Here is a 24,641-nt window from a genome sequence, read left to right on the forward strand (position 1 = left end):
TGGGGTGACACTATCCCGCGGCCTTCCGGCGCGAAAGCCCGCCCGGCATGGCGCGGCGGCGTGCGGGGGCGCTAAATTTCGCCCCGGCAACCGCTTTCACGGCACATCCCGAGCTCCGATGCCCATCCCTCGTTCCTGGCGAGCCCCCCTGCTGGCCGCCCTGCTGGCCGTTTTTTCCGCCCCCGCTCTGCGCGCCCAGGTCACCATGGTTCCCGACACGGGGCTCACGGTGGTGCACCTGGTGATGGGGCAGGGCAAGATGGTGTGGGAAAAGTTCGGCCACGACGCCATCTGGATCCACGATCCGGCGGCGGGAACGGACCGCGTGTACAACTACGGAGTGTTCGACTTTGCCTCGCCGGGGTTCATGAGCCGCTTCATCGCGGGCAACCTGCTGTACGAGCTGGGCGTTTCCGACATCCAGAACACGCTGTACCAGTACGAGTACTTCAACCGCTCGGTGTGGGGGCAGGAGCTGAACCTGACGGCCGCGCAAAAGCGCGAGCTGCAGCGGCTGCTGGAGGTGAACGCGCTGCCACAGAACAAGGACTACCTGTACGACTACTATCGCGACAACTGCTCCACGCGCATCCGTGACGTGGTGGACCGGGTGATCGGCGGGCGGTTGCGGGCGGCGACGGAAGAGGTGCCCACCAACACGACGTACCGGTGGCACAGCGAGCGGCTGATCGCGGGTGACCCCGTTTCGTACACCGGCATCACGGGTGGGCTGGGGCCCGCGTCGGACCACAAGATCTCGCGCTGGGAAGAGATGTTCCTGCCCTTCAAGGTGCAGGAGCGGTTCCGCGAGGCGAAGGTGCTGGACGAGGCGGGGCGCGAGGTGCCGCTGGTGAAGCGCGAGTGGACGCTGATCGAGGCGCAGGGCCGCGCCGCCCCGCTGTCCAAGCCGCCGACGTGGACGCCGTGGTTCCTGGTGGCGGGGGTGCTGATCGGGGGGGCGCTGGTGGCCATGGGGCGCGCGGCGCCGCGCTCGGGGCTGGCGCGGATGGGCTTTGGCGCGGTGAGCGCGCTGTGGCTGCTGTTCGCGGGGGTAGGCGGATTCGTGCTGGTGTACCTGTGGGCGTTCACCAACCATCGCATCGCCTACGGCAACGAGAACATGCTGCAGCTGTCGCCGCTGGCGCTGCCGCTGATCCTGCTGGTGCCGTGCGTGGCGTATGGCGTACGGTGGGCGGCGCGGCCGGCGTGGGTGCTGGCGGCGGCGGTGGCGGCCCTCTCGGTGTTCGGATTCGTGGCGCAGGTGCTTCCCTGGCTGGACCAGCGCAACGCGCAGATGATCGCGCTGGCGCTGCCCATCAACCTGGCGCTGGCGTGGACGGTGCGGCGGTTGACGCGGGGGGCTCCTTCGGCTCGCTAGGCGCCTGCCCGCCCCCGCTGGGGCGACTAAAGTCGCGGCAACAACGGCACGAAGTCCGCCTGCGCGGACTGGGCGGGCCGGTCGAGTGCACGAAGCCGAGCCGAAGCGCAATCGAATTCTCCCCTCTCCCGCTTGCGGGAGAGGGGCCGGGGGAGAGGGCAGCCGGGGAATGCGCCGGAGTGATCGAACGGCACCCCGGCCCGCCAGGGTCGCCGCGGCACAAATCGTGGTCGCCCAATCTCTGCGGAGGCTCTACCGATTCCGCAAAACCGAGTTCGCGGATCACGATGGAAGTACAGATATTCGGCACCAAGAGCTGCAACGAGAGCAAGAAGGCGCTGCGGTTCTTCAAGGAGCGACGCGTCAAGACGCACTTCGTCGACCTGAAGGAGCGCGCCGCGGCCACGGGCGAGCTCAAGCGCTTCGCCGAGCGCTTCGGCGCGGAGGCGCTGCTGGACCGGCAGGGCAAGCGCTTCCGCGAGCGCGGCCTGCACGTGGCGCACGTGCCCGAGGCCAAGATCCTGCCTCTGCTGGTGGACGACCCGATGCTGCTGGTGACGCCGCTGGTGCGCGCCGGCAACCAACTGACCGTGGGCTGGGACGAAGCGAAATGGAAGCAGTGGATCACTCCGTGAGTGCCGGATGAGGATCATCGGGGGAAAGTGGGCGGGGCGTCACCTGATGTCGCCGCCGGACAAGCGCGTTCGCCCGACGGCGGAACACGTGCGGCAGGAGTGGCTTCGGCTGCTGGAGCCCAAGCTGAAGGGCGCCCGCGTGATCGACCTGTTCGCCGGCACCGGCGCACTGGGGCTGGAGGCCATGTCGCGCGGCGCCGCGACCGCGGATTTCGTGGAGACGCGACCCGCCAGCGTCCACGCGCTGAAGGCGAACATCGCCGCGCTGCACGTGCGCGAGCGGTCGCGGCTGTTCAAGAAGGACGCGCTGCCCTTTGCCGAGGCGCTGGAGCCGTTCGCCTACGACATCGCGTTCGCCGATCCGCCGTACGGGTCCAAGATGCTGGACCGGCTGATCGAGACGTGGCAGCAGACGCCGTTCGCCTCCATTCTGGCCGTGGAGCACGCGATCGACCACGAGCTGCCCGGTGGCGGCAAGCGCGTGGAGATCGACGACAACACGGCGCTCACCTTCTACCGTGCGCGGCCGTTCCCGCAGGACGCGTCCGCCGCCGCCGAATGAGCGCCCGCATCACCATCCGCCCCGCCACGCCAAACGACGCGGACACGTTCCTGGGCCTGGTGGACCAGCTCGCCGATTACGAGAAGCTGGACCGGCCCTCGCCCGAGGCGCGCGGCCGGCTGGTGGCGGACGCGTTCGGGCCGCGGCAGCGGATCAGCGTGTTCCTGGGCGAGCTGGACGGGACGGCGGTGTCGTACGCCATCGTGCTGGAAACGTACTCGTCGTTCCTGGCGCTTCCCACGCTGTACCTGGAAGACCTCTTCGTGCTGCCCGACGCGCGGCGCCACGGGATCGGAGGCGCATTCTTCCGGTTCCTGGCGGGTGAGGCGGTGCGTCGCGGATGCGGGCGGATGGAGTGGGTGGTGCTGGACTGGAACGAGCTCGCGATCGGGTTCTACGACAAGCTGGGCGCCCGCCGGATGACCGAGTGGTACACCTATCGGCTGAACGCCGAGCAGCTGCAGGAGATCGCGGGCGCGGCTTCATGACAACCCGCCTCGGCTCTGCTGGGGCGCTTGAAGTCGCGGCAACGACGGCCCGAAGTCCGCCTTCGCGGACTGCACGCGAAGTTGAGTGCGCCAAGCCAGCCGAAGCGGGATCGAATTCTCCCCTCTCCCGCTTGCGGGAGAGGGGCCGGGGGAGAGGGCAGCCGGGGACTGCACGACCGACCTCGAAACGCCACATGCTCCAGGGCAGCTGAGGCCTTTGCTCCGGTGACCGCTGCCGCGCCCGGGCTGAGAAGTGTCCTCTGCTAGATCCTTCGGCCCGCGAAGTACGGCGTGCGGGCGAGTGTCGTGCGTCTGGGCCTCAGGATGACAGGCGGTGGTGTGGCGGGATTTGGGACGCGCGCCGGGCTGGCTCCCTTCCCCCGCGCAGTTTGCGGGGGAAGGGCTGGGGATGGGGGGCGCCGGTCGCACACGCCAGGTCGGCGGCTCAGGCCCTCACCCCTCCACCAGCCACGCCAGGTGCCGGATCTCCGGCTCGATCAGCTTTTCCCAGGCCAGGCGCACCGCGGCGGGCGAGCCGGGGAGCGAAAACACCACCCTCCCGCGGTACACTCCCGCCGTCGCCCGCGAAAGCATGGCGGCGGCTCCCACCTGGTCCCAGCTCAGCATCCTGAACAGCTCGCCAAACCCGGGGATCGGCTTCTCCATCCGCCTCGCCAGCACGTCGTACGTAGTGTCGCGCGGCGCGATGCCGGTGCCGCCGTTGAACACCACGATGCGCGAGCCCCCGAACGCCATCGCGAGCAGCGCCGCATCCACCTCGTCGGGGTCGTCGCGGATCAGCCGGTAGTCCGCGACCGTGTGGCCGCCGGCTGCGATCGCCTCCTTGAGCCAGGCGCCGTTCGTGTCGGTTTCCTCCGTCCGCGAATCGCTCACCGTCACGATCCCAACGGGCACCGGCCCCCGATCGTCCGCCAGCCGGTGGTGCCGCTCGCTGCTTTCCGTCGTCATCGTCAGAGTCCGTTCAGGTCCGTCGTCACGTTCGCGCGTCCGCTGGTGCGCTGGCAATCGGGGCGCCACCGCATCCGCATCCAGACACGGCGAACGTTGCGGCGCGTTCGGGGGGCGGTAGATTGAGGGCACCTCCCACCCTCCGCCGCCGCGCCGCACCCACGCGCAGGATGAAAGCGATCTGCAGGTGACCGCCGGCCCCGAGCCCGCTACTCCGCCATCGCCGCGCCGCCGGCGCGGGGGGCGGTGGAAGAAGGTGGTCCTGGCGTCGGTGATGCTGGGCGGCCTGGCCGCGTTCTTCGCGCTGGGCGGGCACCGCTACCTGACGCTGGAGTCGCTCAAGGAGAATCGCGCCACCCTGCTGGCGTACACCCAGCGGCACTTCGTCACCATGCTGCTGCTGGCGTTCGCCGTGTACGTGGTGGCGACGGCGCTCAGCTTTCCCGGCGGCATCCTGATGTCGTTCGCCGTCGGCTTCCTGTTCGGCCGGTGGATCGGCACGGCGCTGGTGGTTGTAGCGGCCAGCATCGGCGCCACGCTGGCCTTTCTCTCCGCCCGCTACCTGTTCGCCGACGCGGTGCGGCGCCGGATGGGTCCGCGGCTGAAGCGGATGGCGCGCCGGTTCGAGGAGGATGGATTCAACTACATTCTCTTCACCCGGCTGGTCCCCGCCTTTCCCTTCTGGCTGATGAACCTGGTGCCCGCGTTCACCCCGGTGAAGGTGCGCACCTTTTTCGCGGCGACGGCGATCGGTATCCTTCCCGGCAGCTTCGTGTTCGTGAACGTGGGCGAGTCGCTGTCGGAGATCGAAAGCGCGAGCGACCTGGTCAGCGGACAGACGCTGATCGCGCTGGGGATGCTCGGTGTGCTGAGCCTGGCGCCCATCGCGTGGAAGCGGCGGCGCACCCGTAAACTCAAGGAAAAGAATGGTTGACCTGGACGACGCCTCCCGCCGCCGCGTGCACCCCGTGGCCCTCGCCGGGCTGATGCTGGCGCTCCTCGCCGCCCTGCTGCTGTTCCTCAGCGGCCCGGGAACGCGGATGGGCTTCTGGCACTTCCGCACGGCGTTCAAGATGATGGGCTGGGCGGCCTACGCCGGCGGCGCGGCGGCGCTGGTCTCCATCGCCGGGCTGGCGCTGGCGCGCGGGCGGGGCCGGGCGCTGGCCGCGGCGGGGCTGGTGATCGGCGCGCTGATGCTGTACCTGCCGTGGAGCTGGCGCAACGAGGCGATGAAGTACCCGGGCATCCACGACATTACCACCGACGTCGCCAACCCGCCCGCGTTCGTGGCCATCGCCCCGCTGCGGAAGGACGCGCCGAACCCCCCCGAGTACGCGGGCGACTCCATCGCGCGGCAGCAGCTCGAGGCGTACCCCGACATCAAGCCGCTGATGCTCGCCATGCCCGTGGACTCGGCGTTCACGCTGGCGCTGGAGACGGTTCGCGACATGGGATGGGAGCTGGTGGATCAGAACCGCCGCGACGGCCGAATCGAGGGCACCGCCACCACGCCGTTCATGGGCTTCAAGGACGACGTGGTGGTGCGCGTCAGCTCCGCCTCGGGCATCTCGCGCGTGGACGTGCGCAGCAAGTCGCGGATCGGCCGCGGCGACGTGGGCGCCAACGCCAGGCGCATCCGCGCGTACCTGGACAAGCTCCGCCAGTCCGATCCCGCGCCGGTGCGGGCGGAGTAGGGCGGGGCCGCGCGTCCCGACGATCCGCATCGCCCTCTTCCGCACCGCCGCGGAAGAGGGTTCGCGTTCACGGCATCCCCGAACCCGTTCGAATCGTGAAACTGGAGCCCGTGGTGCTGCAGGGCCGGCACGTCCGCCTGGTGCCGATGACGCTGGATCACGTTCCTGCCCTGTGGGAGGCGAGCGACCCTGAACTGTGGCGGCTCACGACGTCGCAGGTGCACGCGGAAGACGACATGCGCCGCTACGTGCAGGCGGCGCTCGACGGGCAGGCGCGGGGGACGGCGCTGCCGTTCGTCACCCTGGACGCGGCGGGCGAGCGGGTGATCGGCAGCACGCGCTATGGCAGCATCGAGGCGGCGCACCGGCGCGTGGAGATCGGTTGGACGTGGATATCCTCGCCCTGGCAGCGCACGGCGGTGAACACCGAGGCCAAGTACCTGATGCTGCGCCACGCGTTCGAGACGCTGGGCTGCATTCGCGTGGAGCTGAAGACCGACGTGCTGAACGAGCGGTCGCGCCGCGCCATCCTGCGCATCGGCGCGCGTGAGGAGGGGATCTTGCGGAAACACGCCATCACCGAGGCCGGCCGCATCCGCGACACGGTCTACTTTGGCATCGTGGACGATGAGTGGCCGTCGGTGAAGGCGCGCCTGGAAGCCATGCTCTGACGGCGTGCCGGTACGTCGATCCGCGCCGCACCACCCTCAGCACTTTCGCAGATGATGCCCATCCGCCGTTCTGCTGCCGTTGTTCTCGCGTTGCTGGCGGCCGCCTGCGCGCCCGCCCAGCCGGCGCTGGCTCCCGTGCCCGCGGCGGGATCGACCGTCGTCCGCACACCCACGCCCAAGCCCATCGCCGTGGAGCTGGACAGCATCTTCAATGACACGCTGTTCGCCAACGCGCACTGGGGCGTGCTGGTGAAGTCCATGCGCACGGGCGAGACGGTGTACGCGCACAACGCGGGGCGGATGTTCGTCCCGGCGTCCAACATGAAGATCGTCACCGCCGCGGCCGCGCTGGAGGCGCTGGGCCCCGAGTACCGCTACCGGACGCGGGTGGCCGCGGCGGGCCCGGTGAGCGGTAGCGTGCTGCGCGGCGACCTGGTGGTGCTGGGCTCGGGGGATCCGAGCATCTCGGAGCACATGATGGGCGACGTGCGGACGGTCTTCCGCGCCTGGGCCGATTCGCTGCGTACGCACGGCGTCACGCGGGTGACGGGAAACGTGCTGGGCAACGACGACGTGTTCGATGACGTGCCGTACGGGCGGGGGTGGGCCTGGGACGACACGGACGCGCCCTACTCGGCCGAGGTCGGCGGCCTGATGATGAACGAGGGATTCGTCACCGTCCGCGCCGAGCCCGCCGGGGGACCCACGGCGCGGGTGACGGTTCGCCCGGCGGCGCAGGGATGGGTAGACGTGAGCGGGACGGTGGCGGTCGGGGCGGCGGACTCGCAGGCCACCTTCCGCGTGATCCGCGCCGACCAGGGCGGCGGGCTGACGGTGTCGGGCTCCATCCCCGCGGATACGGCGTTCGTGGAGGAATCCATCGCCATCCGCAACAACACGGCGTTCTTCGCGGCGGCGCTGCGGCACGCGCTGGTAGAGGCGGGCATCCGCGTGGACGGCGGCGCATACGACGCGGACCAGCGGGAGGGGGCACCTGGAACGCACACCCTGCTCTTCACCCACACCTCCCCGCCGATGGCGGAGATCCTGGCGGCGTTCATGAAGCCCAGCCAGAACCAGATCGGCGAGGTGTTGCTGAAGACGCTGGGCGCGGAGCTGCGGGGGATGGGATCGGCAGGCGCGGGGATCGCCGTCGTGGACAGCCTGGCGCGTGCGTGGGGAATGCCGCCGCGTCTGCTGGCGCAGGCGGACGGCTCGGGGCTGTCGCGCTACAACCTGGTCGCGCCCGCGTTCCTGGTGGCGCTGCTGGAGCGCGAGTCGCGCAGCCCGCACGCGCAGGTGTTCGCGGCCTCGCTCCCCATCGCCGGGCGCGACGGCACGCTGGCCAGCCGCATGCGCGGCACTCCGGCGGAGGGGAACCTGCGTGCCAAGACGGGCACCCTGTCCGGCGTTCGCTCACTCTCCGGCTACTTCACCACCGCCGCCGGCGAGCCGATGGTGTTCTCCATCCTGATGAACCACCACACCCTCAGCTCCCGCGACGTGGACCGCGTGGCCGAAGCGGCGATCATGAGGGTGATCGCGCACGGAACGCGGTAGATCGTCTCAGACGGAGCCACGGGGAACAGAGAGCCGCGGAGAGCATTCGTGCTCCTCCGCGGCTCTCCCATTCGCTTGGTGGCGGATTAAGCGCCCTTTGCGCCGTGGCGTTTGTTCCAGCTATCGTGTGCGCCCGCGTAACCAGACGAGGGCGCCATGTACCTGTTCTTCTTCGATGGAAGTGGCAACACCGGGGCGGACCTGACGCACCCCACGATCACGATCAACTACCTGGTCGGGCTCGCGATCCACAGCGACCAGGCGCGTCCTCTCGAGGATGCCGTGACCGCCACTCTCGAAGGGCGGTTCGGATCTGCATGCCACGCGTCCGGCTTCGAGTGCAAGGGTAGCGACATGTACCGAGGCGAGGGCCCATGCGCCGCGTTGAAGCCTGCCGATCGAATCGCCCTGTACCAAAGCATGGTCGATCTGCTGCCTCGCTTCGGCGTCCAGGTGATCTGGCATGGCATCCACAAGCCCGCGCTGGCGGCGCGGTATCCCAAGCCCATGCACCCGCACAAGCTGGCGTTCCTCTTCTTCGCGGAAGACGTGGAGCGCTTCCTTCGCGCCAAGCGCAAGTACGGGCTGTTGGTCTCGGACGAGGAGAAGTCGGTGGAACAGCAGGTGATCGAGGACCTGCCGAGATACAAGCAACTGGGTACCGGCTTCGGACATCAGCCCATCGACCTCACCCGGATCATCGACAACGTTCACTGGGTGAAATCCCACAACAGCCGCCTGCTCCAACTGGCGGACAACTGCGCGTTCCTTTGCCAGCGATACCAGCGGGACAAGAACAAGAATACCCAGCAGGCGCTCGCAGTGAAGCGCCTCTGGGCTACGGTGGAGAAGCAGGTTTGGAGGGGCCGGGTGTGGCCCTAGAATACACGTGCGCAGCCGGGGCTTTCGCTTGGGGCTCCACCAGTGCGGTGCCCACTCCCGGCTGCGCTTTACGTGTTACCGAATACTAATCCGACCGACGGCTTCCGTCAAGCGCGTCCGCTTCCCCGTCCCTGATGAGCGCCGCAGTACTCGGATCGCGTGCCTTCAGAGCCGCGGGTCGCCCCGCGGCCCGGGCGAGGGCGGGGGGTGGCCGCCGGACGAGGACGACTGCGGGCCCATGGAGCGCTGAACCGAGTGGGCGATCTGCTCCATCTTCTGTACCCGGTTGTTCAGGCGCCCCACCAGGATGCGCGTGGCGCGCAGGTCGTGGTTGCTCTCGATGAGCATTAGCCCCATGTCGGCCGCGCCCCAGAGCAGGCCGGCGAACACGATCAGACGCGTGGCTTCGATCAGCAGCCGCGGGATGGCCGCGTTGCCCTGCTGCACCAGGCCGATGACGATCTCCGCCACCAGCAACAGGATCAGCAGCAGCGCCAGGATCTTGAACATCCGCGCGATGTACCGGAGGCCTGCATGCGGCTCCAAGTCTTCATCGCGCACGTCCATCTGAGGCGTGCGCGCGCCCTCGTCTTCATCGCGCGCATCGCGCCGCTCCGTGTGGAGTCCCGCGTTACGTCCGTCGTCCACCACCGTTGGCTCCTGAGGTCACGAGGATCCGGGCGCCAGCCGCCCGTTCACCAGCGGGCGCGATAGCCCCGCGTGTCGATGTGCACCATGCCCTGGTGCCCCCCGGTGGGGGGATAGTAGTGCATCCCCCCCACCAGGTTGGGGTACTTGCGTTCCACCCGGTCGACGGCCTGGCCGATCACCCGCGCGTCCGACAGGTTGATGCTGCCGTCGCCGTTCAGGTCGTCCATGATGCCGTTCTCGTCGTTGTCGATGGCGATGTCCATGGCGTCGCCGTACATGTGGCGCGAAAGCTTGCCGCGCCCCGCCGTGTTGCCGCCGCCCGCGTTGTACGCCGGCGTGCGGAAGCCGCTGACGGCGAAGATGTTCTTCACCGGGTGCCCCATGCTTTCCAGCTCCTGCACCACCAGCTCGATCTTGTCGAGGATGGGCGGCTGCACCACCACGTACTTGGGCCACACCCCTTCCTGGCCCTTGGTGATGAAGTCCTTGAGCTGAATGTGCTCCGAGAGCCAGGTTTCCTTGTTCGCCTGCGTCACCTCGATCATCCCCGCCGGCGGGCGGTAGATGGGGTTGGTGGCGCCGCCCTGCTCGTTGGGCCAGTTGCCGATGCGGTAGTTGCCGATGCGCCCGCCCTGCTTGCGCGAAAGCGGCACCAGGGTGATCACGCTCACGGTAGAGGCGGGGCGGATGGCGTCGCGCACCCGCAGCGCCAGGTTCCAGATTCCCGACTCGCCGGGCGCCTGGCTGGCCGGCACCTCCGACGCCGCGCCCGTTCCTCCCGCGCCGTCGGTGGGGCGAAGCACGATCTGGGCGCCTTCCGGAAGCGTGTCGGCCCCGGGCACCTGCAGCGTTTCGCCGGGTGCCAGGATCTCCACCTTCACGGCGCCGCTCAGGCCGCCTACCTGTTCCTGGAAGTCCTCCTCGAAGGAGCGGACGAACTCATCCACGAGGAACGCGGGCTCCGGCGCGGCGTCGGACGCCAGCGGGCTTCGCAGGATCTGCGAGGTGATGCTGGCGACCGCGGGCTGGTTGAGGTCCAGGTCCGCGCGCGGCGCAAAGCCGATGGTGTACACCCACCCGGTCAGGAACAGCCCCACCAGCAGCGTAGCGACGCGGTTGAAGTGCCGCTCCTGCTGTGGCTTGAGGCCGGACCGCTCCCACCGGGAGTGGGGCTCCGTCCAGAGCGGAAACAGGTAGTCGTCGCGTGCGTATTCCATAGACGTTGCGGGTCCTTCATCATCCGTGCCGGGGCGGTGCCCGGCGTTTGGAGGCATCCAGTCGCAATCTCCCGGCCAGTGTGGGGGAGTGCGTTAGTGCGTTAGTGCGGGAGTGCGGGAGTGCGGGAGTGCGGGAGTGCGGGAGTGCGGGTCGGCTGGCGGGGCGGGCCATCTGTCATCCAGAGGCGCGAGCGCACCGAACCCGCCCGCACGCTGGACCGTCGGACGCATTTCAGCCCGGGCGCGGCAGCGGCACGGAGCCTTGGGTCTCGGCTCGGCGCCGGGGTTGCCCCTCCCCCGGCCCCTCCCCGCACAAACTGCGTGCGGAGAGGGGAGAACTTCGATCATGGTCCGCCGCTTGGGCGCGTGCGGCGGGCGCCCCCCCATCCCCAGCCCCTTCCCCCGCCAACTGCGCGGGGGAAGGGAGCCAGCCCATTTGCGCGCGGCGGGGATCGTGATCGGACCAGGCGTGCTGGGGTATGTGGCGTTTCGAAATAGGCCGGCGCATGCCGCGGCTGCCCTCTCCCCCGGCCCCTCTCCCGCGAGCGGGAGAGGGGAGAATTCGAGTGCGCTTCGGCCGGGTTTCGCGCACTCGTCTGGTGTGTACCCCCTCGCCCACGCTGTTTGTGGGAGAGGGTGGCACGCGTGTCAGCGCGGCCGGGTGAGGGCCCCACGGCAGCCGAGGTGCCTCTCTCGTACGATTCTCGCGACGTAAGTGCCGCGTGAATTCGTGATCTCAATCCTCGGGAGGAACGCGATGCTGGGCAGGCTGTCGATCTTGATTTCCGCGCTGGTGCTCGGCGCGTGCGCTACCCGGCCGGCGGTAGAGGGGACCACGGGCAGCCAGGCGCACGTGGATGCGATGGTGCGCGAGCACGCCGGGCACACGCCCGTGGCCAACGAGGCCACCATGGACCCGCGGACCCCCGTGGTGGCGCAGGAGGTGGAGTACTCGGTGGACGGCTCGCGTGTCCGCGGCTACGAGGCGCGTCCCGCAGGCGCCGCCGCGAATGCGTCCCTGCCGTCCGTGGTCGTCATCCACGAGTGGTGGGGGCTGAACGACAACGTCCGCATGATGGCGCGCCGGCTGGCGGGCGAGGGCTACCGCGTGCTCGCGGTAGACATGTACGAGGGGCAGGTGGCGCAGTCGCCGGAGCAGGCGCGCACGCTGATGCAGGGCGTGATGCAGAATCCCTCGCGCGGCATCGCCCACCTGGCGGGCGCCGTCCGGTCGCTCGAGGAGCGCACCGGGGCGCAGCGCATCGGCATCATGGGGTGGTGCTTCGGCGGGGCGTGGGCGCTGCAGGGCGCGCTGAACCTGCCCGACAAGTTCGACGCGGCCGTAATGTACTACGGGCGCGTAGTGACCGACCGCGAGCAGCTGGCCCGCCTGCGCGCGCCCCTCCTGGGCCTGTTCGGCGCCGAAGACCAGGGCATTCCCGTGGACCAGGTGCGGCAGATGGAGTCGACGCTGCGCGACGTGGGGAAGGACGCCACCATCCAGATCTATCCCGGCGCCGGCCATGCCTTCGCCAACCCGTCGGGCCAAGCGTACAAGGCCGACGTGGCCAGCGATGCCTGGCGGCGCACGACCTCCCACTTCGGGCTGCACCTTCGCTGATCAGCGCCAGCCGCCGTCATTTGCGGTGAACTCCCCCTCTTCGAGCCGCGCCGCGGAACGGGGAGGGGCGGGGCAGGCGGCGAGGTTTCGGCCCGCACGTGCTTGACTCCCGGATGGGGGGTGCCTACCATCCCTCGCCGTCTTCATCCGTTTCCCCTTCCTTCGCAGGCCCTCTCCCGTGCCGACACTTCGAATCGCTTTCTGCGCCGCGCTCCTGGCTGTCGCGGCCCTGTCCACCCCCGCTGGCGCGCAGTTCGTCGCTGAATACCCGGAGGTGCAGTCAGCCGAGGCTGCCCGCGTGCGACGACGGATGATGGAAGACAGGCAGCTGGAGCAGTTTGCGCTGGCGATGAACGGGTGGCTCCGCATGCCGCGCCGCATTGCGGTTCGCATGGCCGAGTGCCCCACCTCCGACGTGCGGTGGGTTTCGGAGCAGCGTGCGGTGGAGATCTGCTATCGGATGGGGACGCGGGTGCACAACCTCCTTTCCGCCGACACACTGCGGGAGTCGTTTGCCCCCGCGATGTTCTTTCTGCAATTGCACGCGGTTGCCCATGGCGTGATCGACGAGCTGGATCTGCAGGTGGGCGGGCGCGAGGAGCAGGCGGTGGACGAACTCGTGGCGCTGCTGCTGATGCGCTTCCATGACCCGTCGGGAGTGGCGCTGCGGGGAATCACTACCCTGCAGCGGGCCGACGCCAACTGGGCCCAGTGGGATTTTGCCGAAGGCCACGGGCTCACGGCGGCACGGATTCAGAACGTCGCCTGCCTGGTATACGGCATCAACGCGCGTGCCTACGAGCCGATTCGCCGTGCGGGCCTGTTCCCCGCCTCGCGCGCATCGCAGTGCACCACCGCCGGCCAGCGGCTCCTCACCGTGTGGGGCAATCGCCTGGGCAATCGGCTGAGATCACGATGATCGGGCCGCGCTCTTCCCCCTTTGCGCAGGCACGGCCACTGCTCGGGCCAGTGCAGCGCAGTGGGCGGTCGGTGACAAGGCCTGCCTTGTAGGCGCGATCCTTCCTTTCCGCGGCCCCGTCCATGCGTAACCCGCGCCCGTGTTCACGTTTACGAGCGTAGAGGAGACGCGGGGGCGATGCGGCTGAACGAGCTTGCCCGGCAGTACGAGGCGCAGCGGTACCCGCCCATGCGCCGGCTGGACCTTCAGAACGAGGGGCCGGAGACGGCGCGGCAGCGGGCGCTGCGGTGGATCCAGAGCCATGCCCATGAGCAGCCCGGCGCCGACCTGCTGCTGATCGTGGAGCGCGCCCGCCGCGTGGGCGGGCGAAAGGGCCCCATCCGCGCCGCGATGGAAAAGCTGCTCGACGAGCTGAAGGGCGGCCTGATCGAGTGGTGGCAGCCGTTCGCCGAGGGAAGCCTGGCCGTGCGCGTGTCGTCGGACCCGCGCCGGTGGCAGCCGCGCCCGCCCAGGCCGGACGACCCGACGGACGGCCGCAGCGACGAGACGGCCGGCCGCGCCTACCTGGACCCCGAGTCCGACATCCCCGACGACCTGGTCGTCCTGGCCCGCCGCGCCGCCGAGCTGCGCCGCACCCGCGAGGGGCAGGCCGTGGGGCTGACCGACGTGGTGCTCCGCGAGATCTGGATCGAGGCGCAGGCCGCCGCCATGATGGAGCGCATCAGCTGGGAAGCCGCGCTGCGCGACATCGCCCGGCGCGAAGAAAGGCGCATGCTCCAGTCGTACGAGGAGTAGAGCGCCGGCACCGATCCGTTTCCGGGGCTGGACAAACGGCCCGGCATCTCGCCTTTTGTTTGCCGTCGCTCGCTTCCGTCACCCTGGCCCCGATCCGCCCGTGAGCATCAATCTTCCCCCTCCGCCTCCCTCGTCTTCGTCACGCAGCGGGTGCCTCAAGATCGCGGGCATCGGGTGCGGTGCGCTGGTGGTGCTGGTGATCCTGGGGGTGGTGGCCTCGTTCTTCTGGCTGAACGGCAACAAAGAAGAGCTGAGCGCCGGGGTGGACAAGGGCAAAGCCGAGGGACAGCGCTTCGGCCCTGGCACTGATGAGGCCGGGTGCGAGACGGAAGCCAAGCGGCGTGCCGGGGAGGCCCGCTCGTTCGGAGGGCAGATGGAGATCGGGGCCTTTTTCCGCGCCTGCCTGGAATCCAGCCGCGAATCGCCGGGCTACTGCGACAACGTGCCGCCGCCGACCGCCATCCGACGCTCGGTCACGTGGCAGACGGCGCGCTGCAGCGGCGATACGAACTGCGGGCTGGTGGTGCCGGTGATCCAGACGTACTGCACCGACGGGCGCCCCAAGCTCCCGGGGATGCGCGACAGCACCGTGGCTGCCCCGGACTCGGCCGCGCCCGACTCGGCGGGGAGGGATTCCGCGGGGTACTGAGGACGAGAGTCGAGACCCCCGGCCCTGCGGGTGCGACTGAAGTCGCGGCAACAACGGCCCAAAGTCCGCCTTCGCGGACTGCAACGCACGGTTGAACTCGGCACGCAGTCTGTCATCCTGAGGCCAAGCCACGCCGGCCTCGCACGTACACGCCACCTGGCGGGCCGAAGGATCTAGCCGCGGTCGCGTAATCGGCTGGGCGCGGTAGCGGTCACGGTTGCCGGGACCTCGGCTCTGCGGGGGGCCTCACCGTCCTCGCTTAGGCTCGTCCACCCTCTCCCACAAACAGCGTGGGAGAGGGGGTACACACCAGGACTCCGCGTGGTGCATCCAATGCCGACGTGACGACGGGATCTGTCATCCTGAGCCCCAGGCGCGCCGTACCCACCCGCAATCCGATGCTCGCGGGGCGAGGATCTCGCCGCGGAAACCTTGAAGCTTGGGCGCGGCAGCGGTCACGAATGCCGAGGCCTCGGCTCCGCTGGGGCGACTGAAGTCGCGGCAACGAGGGCCCGAAGTCCGCCTTCACGGACTGCATGCACGGCCAAGTGCGCGAGGCCGGCCGTCGGGCGAGCGCGCGGATGACCCCGTCCTCTACCCACGCTTCCATGTCACCCGTTCATCTCCGGTTCGTGCGGGCGGGGATGATACGGAGATGCGGAGGTTGTATGTCCAAGGATGCGGCTCCCGGCATCGGCCTTGCTCGCGTCACCGGCAGCAACGTTGCCCACCTTCCCGTCCCGAATGCATGGCCTATGTTCCCGCTCCTCGCTTCTAACACGGTGCGCCGGTTCCGCTGCGTGCGCCCGCTGGGCCTGCTCGTCGCGAGCCTCGTTGGTGCCTGCGAGTCTACCGGCCCCGACGAGCGGGAGCGGCAGCTGGAACCCGGCACCGTCACCTCGGGCCGGATTGCATCGGCCGCCGACACCGTGGTGTACGTGGCCGACGTGAACCCGGGTGATACGATCAAGCTCTTCCTGCAGGCTACCAGTGGAAACCGGTTGGACGTGCTGCGTGCGGAGGTGTTCGATCGTACCGACGGCATCACCTTCCTGGGCGCGCCGGCTTCCGGTTCACCCGAGTTCCTTCTCGACAGCAACGGCTCGGGGTGGCGAGTGGTTCCCGAGGGTGCACGGATGGGCGTGCGAGTCTTCTTGCGCGAGGGTGGCCCGACCGTACCGTTCCGGGTGATGCTGGGCCAGCAGGGGGCCGCGCCAGAAACTCGCAACGCGGAGATTTCGCTGGGTGAGGTGGTGTCGGGGGAGTCGTTCGCGTTCAACGGTGAGCCCGACGAGTTCCGCTTCTCGGCCAGCGCTGGCGAGCGGGTGATCGTGATGTATCGCCCCACCTCGGGAGCGGTATTCGAGGCCCGGGGCGCCATCCGCGGCCCGGCGGGCGACCTGGTAGAAGGTTTGTACTTTGCTGGAGTGCCGTCATCCCTGGAAGCGAATTCGTCCACGAGTATCATCGTGCGAGAAACCGGAGTGCAACGGCTGGTCCTGTTCGCATTTTCCCCTACTGACGGCAAGCCGGTTCCGTACGAGTTCCGCGTGCAGCGCGCGCCCGCTCCCTGATCACTGGCGCCGCGCCCTCTCTTACGCGGAGCCCGGGCGCGGGGCGGCTGTGCGGCTGTGCGTGCCCAGTCGCAGGTCGCGCAGCTCGCTGGCGAAGCGGTCGAAGGCGGCGGCGAAGCTCTGGTCGCGGATGGAGGCGAGGGCAGGGGTGCTGGTGAAGTTCTCGATCGCGCGCTTGAGCGAGCTGTTGTCGCGGTATCCGCAGACGTGCGTCACGTTGATCACCGTCCGCTCCGATTCTTCCAGCAGCGACAGCGCCAGCAGCACGCGCACCCACGCCAGAAGCCGCCGCGGCGGGGGCAGGTTCAGCTCCCGGCTCTTGATGGCCACGGTGCGCACGTAGACGCCGAAGATGCCCGCGAACCTCGGGCGCCCGCCCCGGTCTACCACCGTTTCCGCCGCCGCGCGCAGCAGGGTGCGCGCTTCTTCCGGCACCCACACGGGCAGCCCCGCCTCCAGGCGCCGCTTGAGCGGTCGGGCGTGCGCGCGGCGCAGCGTGGGGACCATTCCCGCCAGCACCGGCAGCATATCCAGGTTCACGATCTCAGCGATGCCGGCCATCAGCAGCGCGCCCACCTGGGCGGCGCCCGCCTGGCGGAAGCTCACGGCCGCGACCACGGGGACCGACGGCGTGGCGCGCATCAGCCCGCGCAGTTCCGCGGCGTCGCCGCTGGCCTCCACCCGCACCACGGCTATGGTTGACGGCGCCGCGACTCGCACGCGCTCCGCCAGCTCCGCCCAGCCTTCCGCCGCCTGCACCGCGTATCCGTCCACGGCCTCCGGCGCCTCGGGAAAGTCCGACGCCAGCACGAGCAGCGTGCGCTCGGGGTGGGCCTGCCTTGTTGCTTGTTTTGGTGGGAGAGTCACTTCCACGAGGGTCCTAGTTGGCGGCGTTTCCTCCGGTGGGCGCCTGCACCACCAGGATGTACTTCGCAGCAAGTTCCGCGGCACGCGTGCGGACCGCGGGCCGGTTTCGCGCCGCGACGGCGGCAGCCTCATGGTACTCCAGCTTGCCGAGCGCGGATTCCGCGTTCTGGAGCGTATCGCGCTCACCCAGCTCCTTCGCCGCCTCCTTTGCAATGACAAGAGCATGGATCGCGTGGTCGCGAAATCCAAGGCCAATTGCGCCCAACCCGAGTTCCAGCGCCGCATCCGCACGCAGGTGGTCCACCGTGTTCCCGTCGATCAGAGTCCACGATTCAGTCCATTGCACTCTGAAACGTTTCGGCATCGCCCGCCGCGCCGGCTGCACGCGCGATCATCGCATACACGCGCAAGCGCCGATCATCATCCGTGAACTGGTCGCGGAGCTGGTTCAGCACCTCAAGCGCCCGGGCGAACTGGCCCTGGTGAGTGGCAAGGAGCGCCAGGTCGAACGTCAGAGCCATGATGTTGGGGTGATCCGGACCGTACGCCGCGAAAGCCTGCTCCGCGTATCGTTCGGCTTCTTTCCACTCACCGGAGTAGATGCAGACCAGGAACAGGTCGTGAAGCACCTTTGCGTGCCGCTCACGAAGCCGCCGCGCCTTCGCGATACGCCCTGCCTGGAGGAGCAGTTCCCGTGCGGCATCCAGGTCGCCCATCCACATCCTGATGTTGCCCAGGCTGTTGATCGCTAGGGACTGCATCTCCCAATCACCCGTCCACACGGCCACCCGCTTCGCGCGCCGCAGCCACGTCTCGGCACGCGCGAAGTCGTGGCGTTCTCGATACGCCTTGCCGCAGATCCACGCCAAGCGCGCGTTGCTGGGCCACACCACGGCCGCGGCTTCGGCGAAGAGCAGCGCCGTGCCGTGCGCATCGGCGCCGAGCGCCCAGTCCATCACCGCGAGGCAGGCGTGCGAAAGGCGCTCCGGCACCAGCATCGCGGGCCGCGTCAGCTCGCCGGCAATCACCGCGACGGGAGCCCACAGCGCCTCGTCGATGCCCTCGGTCTGCAGCACCTCGAGTTCCCACTCCCACAGGTTCATCGTGTCGAACTCGATGCCGGACGCCTCCGGACCGGCGGCCCACGCCATCGTCATCCGGAGCGCCTGAAACACCTGGAGCGCGAAGCTGTGGGGAACCTCGCGCAGGATGACCCCGCCGAAAACGGTCCCGTCGGGAACGGCCACCGGGTAGGCGAACTCGATGGGAGAGGAGGGCAGCTCGGCGCGGCTGCGGCGTCGGACGGGGGACATGGGAGGCGCGGCGCGGGTGCACGTCGCGGCCCAACACAGGCGCGACAATAGGCGCCTATTGTAGAGGCCGCGCCCCGTGTGCGTCTACGGCCTGAAATGTGGTTGAGGGAGAACGGTTACGCAGCCGCGCAGCATGGGGAGGCGGGCGATACACCGATGCCCACCAACAGAAGAGAGGGTGATGCCGTCGAGGGCGACAGCGTCGCACACTGCGGAACCCCCCACGTGCAACCTGCGTCCTGCCGGGGCGCCGCCTGAAGCGGGATTACCTTGCTCGACGTGGAAGTTGGTTCCGCCGGAGAGGAGATACCATCCGATCGGCGGGACGCTGTCTGGGCTACTTCGGGATCGTCTTCACAAACAGGTCTGCCGTCGCCCGCAAGCGGTAGTTGGGGTCGTTGGCGGCAATGCCGCGGGCTAGCCGGAGTACGTCGGCCTTGATGGTCTCGGGCAACGGCTTCGCACCTGGGTGCTGCGTGTCGTGGTCGATAAAGCTAAACGTTACCCCACTAACGCCGCCGCGCCATTCGGCCGGCTCGTAGTCGGGCGCGAAGAACTGTCGAAACGGCAAACTAAACCCGGGGTGAGCCCAGCGACCGAGCAGATACAGGGCTGCCGCACGCTTGAGTGCGGGGACGGACGGGTCACGCGCGATGTCGAACACCACGTCGTAGACGCGTTGGTCCCGCAGCCGAACGCTACGATAGACCATGTGACCCACGGATGCGGAGTCCGCTGCGACCTGCCGCCACATGCGGGCGAGCACCGGGGGCCCGCTCTCGTCACATTGGTCAATGGTGTCCAGCGCCCATTCGCGTTTGGTGGCGGGTTGCCCGTGTGTGAGCACCTGCACCGCCAAGCGGCAGTCGTTGCGCAGGTGTACGTCTTCGCGTTCACGCGTCGGTCGGCTCTCCCACTCTTGCGCGGCCGTGGGGCGAGCCCCCAGCCCGAGGAGCGCAACCGTTGCCATCGTTATCGGTATCGGCATCATGTGCTATCTCCCCCGCCCGTCGAAATTGAATTCGCGCCTACAGTCTTGCGCAGAATTGCGCCACACTTTTCCGACGCCCTGAACGTCTCAGAACCTGTACTACAACCACCTGCTTACGCCGCCATGCCGCGAGCATGTCCCGCGGCGCGATTGGCTGAAGCTGTAGGTGCCGTCGCGGCAGCGGGCCGACGCGCCGGCGGGTGGGCCGCTTGGGCTGCTGCAGGGCGAGGGCACCCACCGGCCACGCGAGTTCACGTATCCGCCCGATCCGCACTCCGAGTTGGAGCGGGCGGACGGACGGTTTCGCGTGGCGCTTGGGGTGGAACGGGCGGAGGGGCGAGTCTGCGTGAGGTAGCGCCGGGCCGCGTAGCCGCTGCGGCCGCGGTACTCCACCTGGCACCATCGGTCCGCGCAGCGGGCGACGGTAACGGTGGCTCCGCGCGGCATCGTGAGCAAGGGCGCGGCATCCGTCGAAGCCTGGGCGCGAAGCCGCAGCGTGGTGGTGGTGTAGCGGGTGCCCGACTGGCTGGCGAGGGGAGCGGCGAAGCCGAGAACGAGGGCCAGGACGGCCCACAGCCGTGCCACGGCGGGGGAGGGGGTGCGCATGAAAGGGTCTCGCGTTCAAGGGTGGAGCACATCAACGGTACAGCGATTATGCGGGCAAGATATTGTGGGATTCTGTGCGGGTCAATCCGCTTGCTTTGCCCCAATCAACGGCAGCACGTGGCGCGGAACCGCACCGTCCGAGTAGCTTCCGGACAAACACGATTCCACTCGCCCCTCGCCACAGGAAACGAAAAATGGGACTGCTCAGCGGAGTACTCGGCAACGCGTCGGAGATCGAGCCCGGCAAGGCGCAGGCAGACTTCGCGCAGCTGCTCATCCAGGGCGAGCGCGTGGAAAAAGCGTATCAGCTGATCCGCGACTCGTTCGTGTTCACGGACAAGCGCCTGATCCTGACCGACGTGCAGGGGATGACGGGGTCCAAGACCGAGTACCACTCCATCCCCTACCGGGCCATCACCCACTTCAGCATCGAAACGTCCGGCACCTTCGACCTCGACGCCGAGCTCAAGATCTTCATCACCGGCGGAACTCACATCGCCAAGCGCTTCAACAAGAAGCTGAGCATCTACGAGCTGCAGACCGTGCTCGCCACCTACGTCCTCCGGTAGCGGCACACGATGAAGGCCACCATCCACGACCGGGTGCCCGGCGCCCGCCTGCGCGACATGGTGCCGCCGGCCTACCGCGACGCCGTCGTAAAGGACACGCGGCCCGACGGAGAATACTCGCTGCTCCTGTTCGACCACGCGGAGCGCGACGTGGTGCCCTCGCCGCCCGTGCGCAAGGCGCTGCGCCGGCTGGAAAACCCGGCGCAGGACGGCATCCTGGCGGTGGGCACGGTGTTCACGCAGGAGGCGCTGGCGCTGCTGGACGAAGCCGGCGCGCGCCCGGTGGCGTTCCGGACGGCCCTGTGGACGGACGAGTCTGCCCGGGCGCGCCAACTCTGAGGGGCGATGAACGCACGGCTTGCTCGATGGTGCGGGGGGTGTCACTCCGGAGGGGAGTCAGACGTTTCCAGACCGAACCGCGCCTGATCCGTCGATACCCGGAACCTGACCATGACCAGCAAGCTCGTTGCCTGCCTCGCGTTGCTCGCCCTGCCGTTGGCCGCCTGCGAAGAGCCGGACGGCGGTCCCTCGTACCTGCGCGCGTCGCTGAGCGGCGCCGTGGTCGAAGAGTACAACGGAAACGCCGAGTGGCACGTGGGCACGCCCGGCCCGGGCCAGCAGCAGTTCCAGATCGTTTCCGTGGGGCTGGGCACGGACAGCAACGACGACCAGTTCGCGCTGACGCGGTGGGACGGCGGCCGCCTGCGCGAAGGGCGCCACCCCGTCAGCCTGGTGGACCTGGGCGACGGGCAGGACTACCGCTTCCAGCCGAAGGGGATCACCATCCAGTACTTCCGCCGGGTGGACGGGCGGATGGAGCAGTTCGTGGCCGACAGCGGCTTCGTGGAGATTACACGCTCCACGTCCAACGAAGTCTCGGGCACGTTCACCATCACCGCCCTCCGCTACTGCATGATGGACGAGCGCACCCGGAACGAGGCGCCGGAGTGCTCCCGGCGGTGGCAGGATGTCAAGGGCACGCCCCGCATCACCGTCACCGGCACGTTCGTGTCTACGGAGTTCAATCCGGGTCCGGTCAGGATCGACTGATCCGGACCGCGGGCTTTGGCCTGAACGACGAACCGGCGCTGCGGGACACGATCCCGCGGCGCCGGTTCACGTTGCTGGCCCGCCCCGGATCCGGCGTGCCACGGCGCCGGCCGTTGCGATTGACGCATCGTTACGGCTGGTATCGGTGGATTGACGGGTACCCGCCCCGAGACGGCACACCCGTCCGAACGAGGCGGGCTCGTGCGTTCTCTCGCGAACCTGTCCGCGACCTGTTCCTCCAGGAGAATCCCCATGCGCTGGTTGAAGCCGCTGTCCGCACTCGCCCTCGTGACGACGCTGGCCGGATGTGAATCCATCTTCGGAAGCGGAAACGAGGAGCCCATCACCCGCCTGCCGCGCGCCCTCACCCAGTCGGAGCAGGACCTGATCGTCGCCAGCAACCGCTTCGGGTTCAACCTGCTTCGCGAGGTGAGCGCGCGCGACACGTCGTCCAACGTCTTCCTGTCCCCGCTGAGCGCGTCGATGGCGCTGGGGATGACGATGAACGGCGCGCGCGGCGAAACGTTCACGGGGATGCGCTCCACGCTGGGCTTCGGCACCATGGAGCCGGCGGAGATCAACGCCTCGTACCGCAGCCTGATCGACCTGCTGCTGGGGCTGGACGGCAACGTCGACATGCGCCTGGCCAACAGCATCTGGGTAGACCAGCAGTTTCCGCTGCACCCCGCGTTCGTGGAGTCCAGCCTGCAGCATTTCGACGCGCGGGTCACCGCGCTCGACTTCGGCAACCCCGCCTCGGTGAACACCATCAACGGGTGGGTGGACCAGGGCACCAACGGCAAGATCAAGCAGATCGTCGAGGGCATCGACGCCGGGGTGGTGATGTACCTGATCAACGCCGTGTACTTCAAGGGAAGCTGGACGCAGGAGTTCGATCCGGCGCGCACCAGCCCGGCCCCGTTCCACCGCGCGGACGGCGGCCAGCACCCCGTGCAGATGATGTTCATGCGCGACGCCAAGGTGCGTACCGTGATGAACGACCAGGTGCAGATGGTGGACCTGGCGTACGGACGTGGCGCCTTTTCCATGACGCTGGTTCTGCCCCCCCACGGGCAGCCCCTGCGGCAGTGGGCGGCGGGGGTGACGGACGAGAAGTGGCAGGGGTGGATCGCCCAGCTGCGCGACACCGAGATGGACGTTTCGTTGCCGCGCTTTCGCCTGGAGTACGACGAGGTGCTGAACAACACGCTCATGGCGCTGGGGATGGGCACGGCGTTCCACCAGGTGGCGGCGGACTTCAGCGGGATGTCGCCCCTGGGGGCGGACCTGTTCATCACCAACGTCAAGCAGAAGACGTTCATCGACGTGAACGAGAAGGGCACCGAGGCCGCGGCCGCCACCTCTGTGGAAATGGGGGTGACCAGCGCGCCGCCCTCCTTCCGCGCCGACCGGCCCTTCCTGGTGGCCATCCGCGAGCGGCACAGCGGCACCATCCTGTTCGTGGGCCTGATCGGCGATCCGCGCAGCCAGTGACGCGGACGCGACGCCCGTCGCAGGAGAAAGGCCCCGCCGCGCGCGGGGCCTTTTTCCGTTGCGCGGTGGTCATCGGCGGCGCGGCGGGATAGCTTTGCGCCCCACGGCGGCACGAGTTCCGCAACGGCGGGGCGCCTCACGCGCACGAAAACGGCAGACGGAAGCGGCGATCGGGATGACGGACGAGCAGACGGCGGTGGCGGAGCACGCCCCGGACCAGGCGGCACCGGAGCGGGGCGACTGGAAGGACTACTTCACCGACGACGGCCAGCAGCACACGGCCGTGGGCACCATCAAGGTGCTGCACGGGCTGCACAGCCCGCAGCTGGGCAATGCGCGCGACATCCTGGTGTACCTGCCGCCCCGCTACCACGAGTCCAGCCGGCGCTATCCCGTCATCTACATGCACGACGGGCAGAACCTGTTCGACCGCGCCACCAGCTTCGGCGACGAGTGGGAGGTGGACCAGACGCTGGAGCAGGCCGCGGACGAGGGGCTGGAGGCCATCGTGGTGGGCATCCCGAACATCGGCCCGGAGCGATTGAACGAGTACGGCCCCTGGCACGAGCACAAGCACAAGGCGGGCGGCAAGGGCGATTCGTACCTGCGCTTCGTCATCGACACCATCAAGCCCATCATCGACCGCGACTTCCGCACGCGGCCCGGGCGCGAGTCCACGGGCATCGCGGGCTCGTCGATGGGGGGATTGATCAGCCTGTACGCGTTCTTCAAGCACTCCGGTGTGTTCGGCTTCGCGGGGGTGATGAGCCCGGCGCTGTGGTTCGGAGGGCGGCAGGTGTACGGCTGGATGCAGGACCGGCAGTACGTGCCCGGGCGGCTGTACCTGGACGTGGGAACCGGCGAGGGTGGCGAGGAGATGCACGACGTGCGGCGGATGAAGGACCTGCTGACCCGCAAGGGATACGTGGAGGGGCGCGACCTGATGTTCGTGGTGGAGATGGGGGGCAGGCACAACGAGCGCGCCTGGGCCCGCCGGCTGCGCCGCGAGCTTCACTTCCTGCTCGGCATTCCGCCCAAGGAGGCGCCGCGGGTTCACCGCGAGCCGCCGTTGTAGGAGCGCCCCACCCGAAGGAAGAACTTCGATCGCGGTTCGAGGGGCTGTCGCTCGCGCCGCGGCCGCCCCCCTTCCCCAGCCCTTCCCCCGCAAACTGCGCGGGGGAAGGGAGCCAGTCTGGTGCGCGTCCCGTATTCCCGCCACACCACTGCCTGTCATCCTGAGGCCCAGGCGCGCCGTACTCACCTCTACGCCGTACTTCGCGGGCCCAAGGATCTAACCGCGGACGCCTCTCACTTGGGGGCGCGGCAGCGGCCACTAGTGCCGAGGCCTGGCTTGCTCGGCTGTGTGGCGTTTCGCCTTGAGCCGGCGCATGCCTCGGCTGCCCCCCATCCCCAGCCCTTCCCCCGCAAACTGCGCGGGGGAAGGGAGCCAGTCTGGCGCACCACGCCAGCCGAAGCGCAATCGAAT

Annotated in this window: 27 protein-coding genes; 19 read left to right on the forward strand and 8 right to left on the reverse strand. The window is 68.9% G+C overall.

Annotated features, from left to right (window positions below):
- The first annotated feature begins 118 nt into the window (after window positions 1-118).
- The 4 genes from VF632_RS20605 to VF632_RS20620 all read left to right on the forward strand — a co-directional run bounded on the left by VF632_RS20605 (window position 119) and on the right by VF632_RS20620 (window position 3,063).
- On the forward strand, window positions 119-1,378 hold the full coding sequence (locus tag VF632_RS20605; RefSeq protein WP_331024802.1) for a DUF4105 domain-containing protein: 1,260 nt from the start codon (window positions 119-121) through the stop codon (window positions 1,376-1,378).
- Window positions 1,379-1,665: 287 nt separating this feature from the next.
- Window positions 1,666-2,013, forward strand: coding sequence for an arsenate reductase family protein (locus tag VF632_RS20610; protein WP_331024803.1), 348 nt, complete (start codon window positions 1,666-1,668; stop codon window positions 2,011-2,013).
- Between the two features lie 7 nt (window positions 2,014-2,020).
- A complete protein-coding gene (locus VF632_RS20615) occupies window positions 2,021-2,575 on the forward strand; it encodes an RsmD family RNA methyltransferase (protein WP_331024804.1) in 555 nt (184 codons plus the stop codon).
- A complete protein-coding gene (locus VF632_RS20620) occupies window positions 2,572-3,063 on the forward strand; it encodes a GNAT family N-acetyltransferase (protein ID WP_331024805.1) in 492 nt (163 codons plus the stop codon). Before VF632_RS20615 ends, VF632_RS20620 begins: the two co-directional genes overlap by 4 nt.
- Before the next feature lie 453 nt (window positions 3,064-3,516).
- On the opposite strand, the gene VF632_RS20625 is transcribed toward VF632_RS20620, so the two are convergent.
- Complete coding sequence (locus VF632_RS20625; RefSeq protein ID WP_331024806.1) at window positions 3,517-4,032, reverse strand: molybdenum cofactor biosynthesis protein B; 516 nt, start codon at window positions 4,030-4,032, stop codon at window positions 3,517-3,519.
- Window positions 4,033-4,219: 187 nt separating this feature from the next.
- Here VF632_RS20625 and VF632_RS20630 point away from each other — a divergent pair, with 187 nt between their 5' ends.
- The 5 genes from VF632_RS20630 (at window position 4,220) to VF632_RS20650 (ending at window position 8,839) form a co-directional block, all read left to right on the forward strand.
- A complete protein-coding gene (locus VF632_RS20630) occupies window positions 4,220-4,966 on the forward strand; it encodes a TVP38/TMEM64 family protein (RefSeq protein WP_331024807.1) in 747 nt (248 codons plus the stop codon).
- Entirely contained in the window at window positions 4,959-5,726 is a 768-nt protein-coding gene (locus VF632_RS20635) for a DUF1499 domain-containing protein (RefSeq protein WP_331024808.1), read from the forward strand. Before VF632_RS20630 ends, VF632_RS20635 begins: the two co-directional genes overlap by 8 nt.
- A 95-nt stretch (window positions 5,727-5,821) precedes the next feature.
- Window positions 5,822-6,397, forward strand: coding sequence for a GNAT family protein (locus tag VF632_RS20640; protein ID WP_331024809.1), 576 nt, complete (start codon window positions 5,822-5,824; stop codon window positions 6,395-6,397).
- Between the two features lie 51 nt (window positions 6,398-6,448).
- Window positions 6,449-7,957 carry a D-alanyl-D-alanine carboxypeptidase/D-alanyl-D-alanine endopeptidase gene (dacB, locus tag VF632_RS20645; RefSeq protein ID WP_331024810.1) on the forward strand — a complete coding sequence of 503 codons (1,509 nt, stop codon included), beginning with the start codon at window positions 6,449-6,451 and terminating at the stop codon, window positions 7,955-7,957.
- Between the two features lie 156 nt (window positions 7,958-8,113).
- Complete coding sequence (locus VF632_RS20650; RefSeq protein ID WP_331024811.1) at window positions 8,114-8,839, forward strand: DUF3800 domain-containing protein; 726 nt, start codon at window positions 8,114-8,116, stop codon at window positions 8,837-8,839.
- Window positions 8,840-9,004: 165 nt separating this feature from the next.
- Here the strand turns inward: VF632_RS20650 and VF632_RS20655 are convergent, their stop codons facing one another.
- Window positions 9,005-9,487: a hypothetical protein gene (locus VF632_RS20655; RefSeq protein ID WP_331024812.1), complete on the reverse strand. Its 483-nt coding sequence runs from the start codon at window positions 9,485-9,487 to the stop codon at window positions 9,005-9,007.
- A 47-nt stretch (window positions 9,488-9,534) separates the two neighbouring features.
- Window positions 9,535-10,707 carry a hypothetical protein gene (locus tag VF632_RS20660; RefSeq protein ID WP_331024813.1) on the reverse strand — a complete coding sequence of 391 codons (1,173 nt, stop codon included), beginning with the start codon at window positions 10,705-10,707 and terminating at the stop codon, window positions 9,535-9,537.
- Between the two features lie 757 nt (window positions 10,708-11,464).
- On the opposite strand from VF632_RS20660, the gene VF632_RS20665 reads away from it, so the two are divergent.
- The 5 genes from VF632_RS20665 to VF632_RS20685 all read left to right on the forward strand — a co-directional run bounded on the left by VF632_RS20665 (window position 11,465) and on the right by VF632_RS20685 (window position 16,265).
- A complete protein-coding gene (locus tag VF632_RS20665) occupies window positions 11,465-12,328 on the forward strand; it encodes a dienelactone hydrolase family protein (protein WP_331024814.1) in 864 nt (287 codons plus the stop codon).
- Window positions 12,329-12,506: 178 nt separating this feature from the next.
- Window positions 12,507-13,247 carry a DUF4344 domain-containing metallopeptidase gene (locus VF632_RS20670; RefSeq protein WP_331024815.1) on the forward strand — a complete coding sequence of 247 codons (741 nt, stop codon included), beginning with the start codon at window positions 12,507-12,509 and terminating at the stop codon, window positions 13,245-13,247.
- 177 nt (window positions 13,248-13,424) lie between these two features.
- The gene (locus tag VF632_RS20675) at window positions 13,425-14,042 is read left to right on the forward strand and encodes a hypothetical protein (protein WP_331024816.1); all 618 of its coding nucleotides are present in this window, start codon (window positions 13,425-13,427) and stop codon (window positions 14,040-14,042) included.
- A gap of 100 nt (window positions 14,043-14,142) precedes the next feature.
- Window positions 14,143-14,691 (forward strand): hypothetical protein, encoded by a 549-nt coding sequence (locus VF632_RS20680; protein WP_331024817.1) that lies wholly within the window; start codon window positions 14,143-14,145, stop codon window positions 14,689-14,691.
- Window positions 14,692-15,359: 668 nt separating this feature from the next.
- Complete coding sequence (locus VF632_RS20685) at window positions 15,360-16,265, forward strand: hypothetical protein (protein ID WP_331024818.1); 906 nt, start codon at window positions 15,360-15,362, stop codon at window positions 16,263-16,265.
- A 21-nt stretch (window positions 16,266-16,286) separates the two neighbouring features.
- On the opposite strand, the gene VF632_RS20690 is transcribed toward VF632_RS20685, so the two are convergent.
- The 5 genes from VF632_RS20690 to VF632_RS20710 form a co-directional block, all read right to left on the reverse strand.
- Entirely contained in the window at window positions 16,287-17,138 is an 852-nt protein-coding gene (locus VF632_RS20690; RefSeq protein WP_331024819.1) for a hypothetical protein, read from the reverse strand.
- A 7-nt stretch (window positions 17,139-17,145) separates the two neighbouring features.
- Window positions 17,146-17,436 carry a hypothetical protein gene (locus VF632_RS20695; RefSeq protein WP_331024820.1) on the reverse strand — a complete coding sequence of 97 codons (291 nt, stop codon included), beginning with the start codon at window positions 17,434-17,436 and terminating at the stop codon, window positions 17,146-17,148.
- A gap of 28 nt (window positions 17,437-17,464) precedes the next feature.
- On the reverse strand, window positions 17,465-18,445 hold the full coding sequence (locus tag VF632_RS20700; protein WP_331024821.1) for a tetratricopeptide repeat protein: 981 nt from the start codon (window positions 18,443-18,445) through the stop codon (window positions 17,465-17,467).
- Between the two features lie 337 nt (window positions 18,446-18,782).
- Window positions 18,783-19,436 (reverse strand): hypothetical protein, encoded by a 654-nt coding sequence (locus VF632_RS20705; protein ID WP_331024822.1) that lies wholly within the window; start codon window positions 19,434-19,436, stop codon window positions 18,783-18,785.
- Between the two features lie 99 nt (window positions 19,437-19,535).
- The gene (locus VF632_RS20710; protein ID WP_331024823.1) at window positions 19,536-20,042 is read right to left on the reverse strand and encodes a DUF3761 domain-containing protein; all 507 of its coding nucleotides are present in this window, start codon (window positions 20,040-20,042) and stop codon (window positions 19,536-19,538) included.
- Window positions 20,043-20,236: 194 nt separating this feature from the next.
- Here VF632_RS20710 and VF632_RS20715 point away from each other — a divergent pair, with 194 nt between their 5' ends.
- The 5 genes from VF632_RS20715 (at window position 20,237) to VF632_RS20735 (ending at window position 24,230) form a co-directional block, all read left to right on the forward strand.
- Window positions 20,237-20,611, forward strand: coding sequence for a PH domain-containing protein (locus VF632_RS20715; RefSeq protein WP_331024824.1), 375 nt, complete (start codon window positions 20,237-20,239; stop codon window positions 20,609-20,611).
- Between the two features lie 9 nt (window positions 20,612-20,620).
- Window positions 20,621-20,950 carry a hypothetical protein gene (locus VF632_RS20720; RefSeq protein ID WP_331024825.1) on the forward strand — a complete coding sequence of 110 codons (330 nt, stop codon included), beginning with the start codon at window positions 20,621-20,623 and terminating at the stop codon, window positions 20,948-20,950.
- A 111-nt stretch (window positions 20,951-21,061) separates the two neighbouring features.
- The gene (locus VF632_RS20725; protein ID WP_331024826.1) at window positions 21,062-21,661 is read left to right on the forward strand and encodes a hypothetical protein; all 600 of its coding nucleotides are present in this window, start codon (window positions 21,062-21,064) and stop codon (window positions 21,659-21,661) included.
- A gap of 252 nt (window positions 21,662-21,913) precedes the next feature.
- Window positions 21,914-23,155 carry a serpin family protein gene (locus tag VF632_RS20730; protein ID WP_331024827.1) on the forward strand — a complete coding sequence of 414 codons (1,242 nt, stop codon included), beginning with the start codon at window positions 21,914-21,916 and terminating at the stop codon, window positions 23,153-23,155.
- Between the two features lie 175 nt (window positions 23,156-23,330).
- A complete protein-coding gene (locus VF632_RS20735) occupies window positions 23,331-24,230 on the forward strand; it encodes an alpha/beta hydrolase (protein ID WP_331024828.1) in 900 nt (299 codons plus the stop codon).
- Window positions 24,231-24,641: the final 411 nt, after the last annotated feature.

It is taken from the genome of Longimicrobium sp., assembly GCF_036388275.1.
GTDB lineage: Bacteria > Gemmatimonadota > Gemmatimonadetes > Longimicrobiales > Longimicrobiaceae > Longimicrobium.